The 3,416-nt window shown below is 54.2% G+C and carries 3 protein-coding genes and 1 pseudogene; all 4 read left to right on the forward strand.

All coding sequences use genetic code 11. The features are described 5' to 3' along the window. Window positions 1-514: pseudogene (locus NW815_RS08795) on the forward strand (phosphate ABC transporter substrate-binding protein PstS); the annotation flags it as partial. Window positions 515-577: 63 nt separating this feature from the next. Then, complete coding sequence (gene pstC / locus NW815_RS08800; RefSeq protein WP_414388051.1) at window positions 578-1,516, forward strand: phosphate ABC transporter permease subunit PstC; 939 nt, start codon at window positions 578-580, stop codon at window positions 1,514-1,516. A gap of 6 nt (window positions 1,517-1,522) precedes the next feature. Next, window positions 1,523-2,413, forward strand: a complete 891-nt coding sequence (gene pstA, locus NW815_RS08805) for a phosphate ABC transporter permease PstA (RefSeq protein WP_414388052.1) — start codon at window positions 1,523-1,525, stop codon at window positions 2,411-2,413. Window positions 2,414-2,495: 82 nt separating this feature from the next. Continuing rightward, entirely contained in the window at window positions 2,496-3,323 is an 828-nt protein-coding gene (pstB, locus tag NW815_RS08810) for a phosphate ABC transporter ATP-binding protein PstB (RefSeq protein ID WP_414388053.1), read from the forward strand. Window positions 3,324-3,416 lie beyond the last annotated feature (93 nt).

Genomic DNA, 3,416 nt, shown 5'->3' on the forward strand with positions numbered 1-3,416 from the left:
TATCTTCACCACTCACCTCAGCGCTATTAGCCCAGAGTGGAAGCAAAAGGTGGGTCGCGGCTCTTCGGTAAACTGGCCAACCGGCGTAGGGGCGCGTGGGAACGAAGGGGTTTCCGAGCAGATCAAGCAAATTCCTGGCTCGATTGGCTACGTGGAATTCGGCTTTGCCAAGCTCAACAACCTGAACATTGCCCGTCTGGAAAACCGGGCAGGCAAGTTTGTAACTCCCAACGTCGAGACGGAGAAAGCGGCGCTGGCCAGAATTCAGCTCGACGAGCGTTTGCTGGGGGTCGATCCGGATCCTATTGGGGAAGACTCTTACCCTATTGTGGGCTACACCTGGATCCTTGCCTACAAGGTTTACCCCAAAGCCGAGACTTCCAAGGCCGTTAAAGAGTTTCTCCGCTACGGCCTTACTGAGGGGCAGGCTTTCGCTGAGCAGTTGGGATATGTCCCTCTGCCGGAAGAAACGCGGCAAAAAGCTCTGGCTGCGCTGGAAGGCATTACCCCGTAAAAACTCTTACCAACCACTTCTGGCTTCAGGCGGATGAATACCTTTTTTTCTGACAGCAGTTCTATGTTTCGGCCTCGGCCGGTTTTCCAGCGCCGGCGCGACCAGGTTTTTATCTGGGCTACGCGGATTGCCGTGTTTTTCTCGGCCTTCCTGCTGCTCTGGATTGCTCTGGAGATCGGCATTCAGTCTTTACCTGCTATAGACAGGTTTGGACTAAGCTTTTTCTGGAACACCACCTGGGATCCGGTCGAGGATATCTATGGGGCCTGGCCACAGATCTACGGCACGCTAGTGACTTCTCTCATCGCTCTGATTGTGGGGGTTCCTTTTAGCTTTGGCATCTCTATTTTTCTGAGCGAGGATTTTCTTCCGAAGTCCTTGCGTCTGGCTCTGATCATTGTGGTTGAGCTGTTGGCGGCTATTCCCAGTGTGGTGTTCGGCATTTGGGGATTGTTTGTCTTCATCCCCTTCTTCCGCCCCGTTCAGATGTTCCTGTACGAGAACTTCAATTGGCTTCCCATTTTCAGCACACCACCGATTGGGCCGGGGATGCTGACGGCAGGGGTTGTCTTGGGGATCATGATCATCCCCATCATCACGGCCATCGCCAGAGAGGTTTTGGTGGCTGTTCCTCCTGAGCTGCGCGCGGCTGCCTATGCGATGGGGGCTACGCGATGGGAAGCCATTTTTGGAGTGGTACTACCGGCTGCGATTGGGGGTATGTTGGGGGCTGTGGTGCTGGGTTTGGGACGCGCCCTGGGCGAGACCATGGCGGTGGCAATGCTGATTGGCAATGCGCGGGGGATTAGAGTCTCGCTTTTGGCCCCTGCCAGCAACATCCCTGCATTGCTGGCCAGCGAGTTTGCAGAAGCAGCCGACGAGCAGATCTCGGCTCTGATGTATGCGGCTTTGATCTTGCTGGTCATTACGCTGGTGGTCAACATCATCGCTGAGCTGATGGTTCGTCAGGTCAAGTTTGCTTTGACGGCTTCTCGGGAGTAGAGGAACATGGCGACACAAGTGGCAGCACAGGCCAATTTGTTCAAACGCAAAGTCAGATCCAAGCGCGTCGTGCTGGACTGGGTGATGACAGGCCTGATCTTTGCTTCCAGCATTTTTGCGATTGTTGTGCTCGCTTCCATCCTTTACTATGTTTTCGTCAATGGCATTGAGCGCTTCAATTGGCAGACCTTAACCCAGCTTCCTCCTCCTCCTGGCGATCAGGTAGGCGGCTTTGGCAACGCTGTGCTGGGAACGATCATTGTGGTATCGATTGCCATTACAATCACTTTCCCTATTGGTCTATTTGCTGCGATCTATCTCTCGGAGTTCGGCCAGAACAGTTCTACAGCATCATCTCTGCGTTTCATTATCAAAGTGCTGACGGGGGTTCCTTCCATCATCGCTGGCGTGTTCGCCTATGGGGTGCTGGTGCTTTCCACCAAGACCTTTTCTGCCCTTTCTGGCGGAGTAGCTCTATCGGTATTGACTTTGCCGATCATCATCCTCTCCTGCGAGGAGGCTCTGCGCTTGGTGCCGGCGGACACTCGGGCTGCCGCCTACGCCTTGGGAGCTTCGCGGGTGCAGACTGTGTTTCGGGTCGTTTTGCCAGCTGCTTTGCCGGTCGTTCTGACGGGAGTGACCTTGGCCATTGCCCGAGCAGCTGGGGAGACTGCACCTCTAATTTTTACTGCTCTGTTCAGCTTTCTATGGCCTAATGGTCTGCTGAAGCCAGTAGCCTCGTTGGCGGTGCTGATCTACAACTTTGCCATTGTTCCCTTCGAGAACCAGCAGAAAATTGCTTGGGGAGGAGCCTTGGCTTTGGTGATTCTGGTTTTGATCACCACGATCAGTTTCCGGCTGCTGCTGAGTCGTCGTCAGGAAACCATTACTATCTGATCTGGTTCTTCTGAGATTTTTGCCTCACTATTCTTCGATTTTGAGTTTGGGTTCTGAAGCAACGTCTACCTCTGGTATTCCTATGCGCCCTCCATTTCCCGGCACTCCTGATTCCTCTAAGAAGTCTGCCAAGTTAACTGTTGAGCTGGAAACGCAAGCAGTCAGTGTTTACTACGGCTCTCATTTGGCGGTGAAGCAGGTTTCTCTGAAGATTCCCAAGAATCACATCACTGCTTTTATTGGCCCTTCGGGCTGCGGCAAGAGTACTTTGCTGCGCTGCTTTAACCGCATGAACGATCTGATCCCGGGGGCGAGAGTAGAGGGATCCGTAATTTTTCACGGGAAAAACATCTACGATCCCGATGTAGATCCTGCTGAAGTGCGGCGGCGAGTTGGCCTGGTGTTCCAAAAGCCCAACCCTTTCCCCAAATCAATCTACGACAACATTGCCTTTGGGCCACGGGTCAACGGCTACCAAGGAGACTTGGATGAGCTGGTAGAGCGCGCATTGCGTCAGGCCGTCCTCTGGGACGAGGTTAAAGACAAGTTGAAGACGAGCGGCCTCTCCCTTTCGGGGGGACAGCAGCAGCGCCTCTGCATTGCCCGCACCTTGGCCATCCAACCAGAGGTGATCCTGATGGACGAGCCCTGTGCCTCGTTGGATCCAATCTCCACGTTGCGCATTGAGGAGTTGCTCAAGGAACTGGGCCGTCGCTACACGATCATTATCGTTACCCACAACATGCAGCAGGCAGCGCGGGTCTCCGACTTTACCGCCTTCTTCAACACTGAAGTCGACGAAGAGGGGTTTCGCTACGGACGGCTGGTGGAGTTTAACCGCACTGAGAAAATCTTTAACTCTCCCGCCCATCGGGAAACGGAAGAGTACGTGAGCGGACGGTTCGGCTAATCTGCTGTTGGCGATCCCTCAATCCTGGTCAGTTGGGATCCCGCTCGCCTATTCTAATGGGCGGGAAGATCTATGCAAGGTGAGGCACCGGCG

It is taken from the genome of Synechococcus sp. R6-7 (assembly GCF_047461695.1).
Classification (GTDB): domain Bacteria; phylum Cyanobacteriota; class Cyanobacteriia; order Thermostichales; family Thermostichaceae; genus Thermostichus.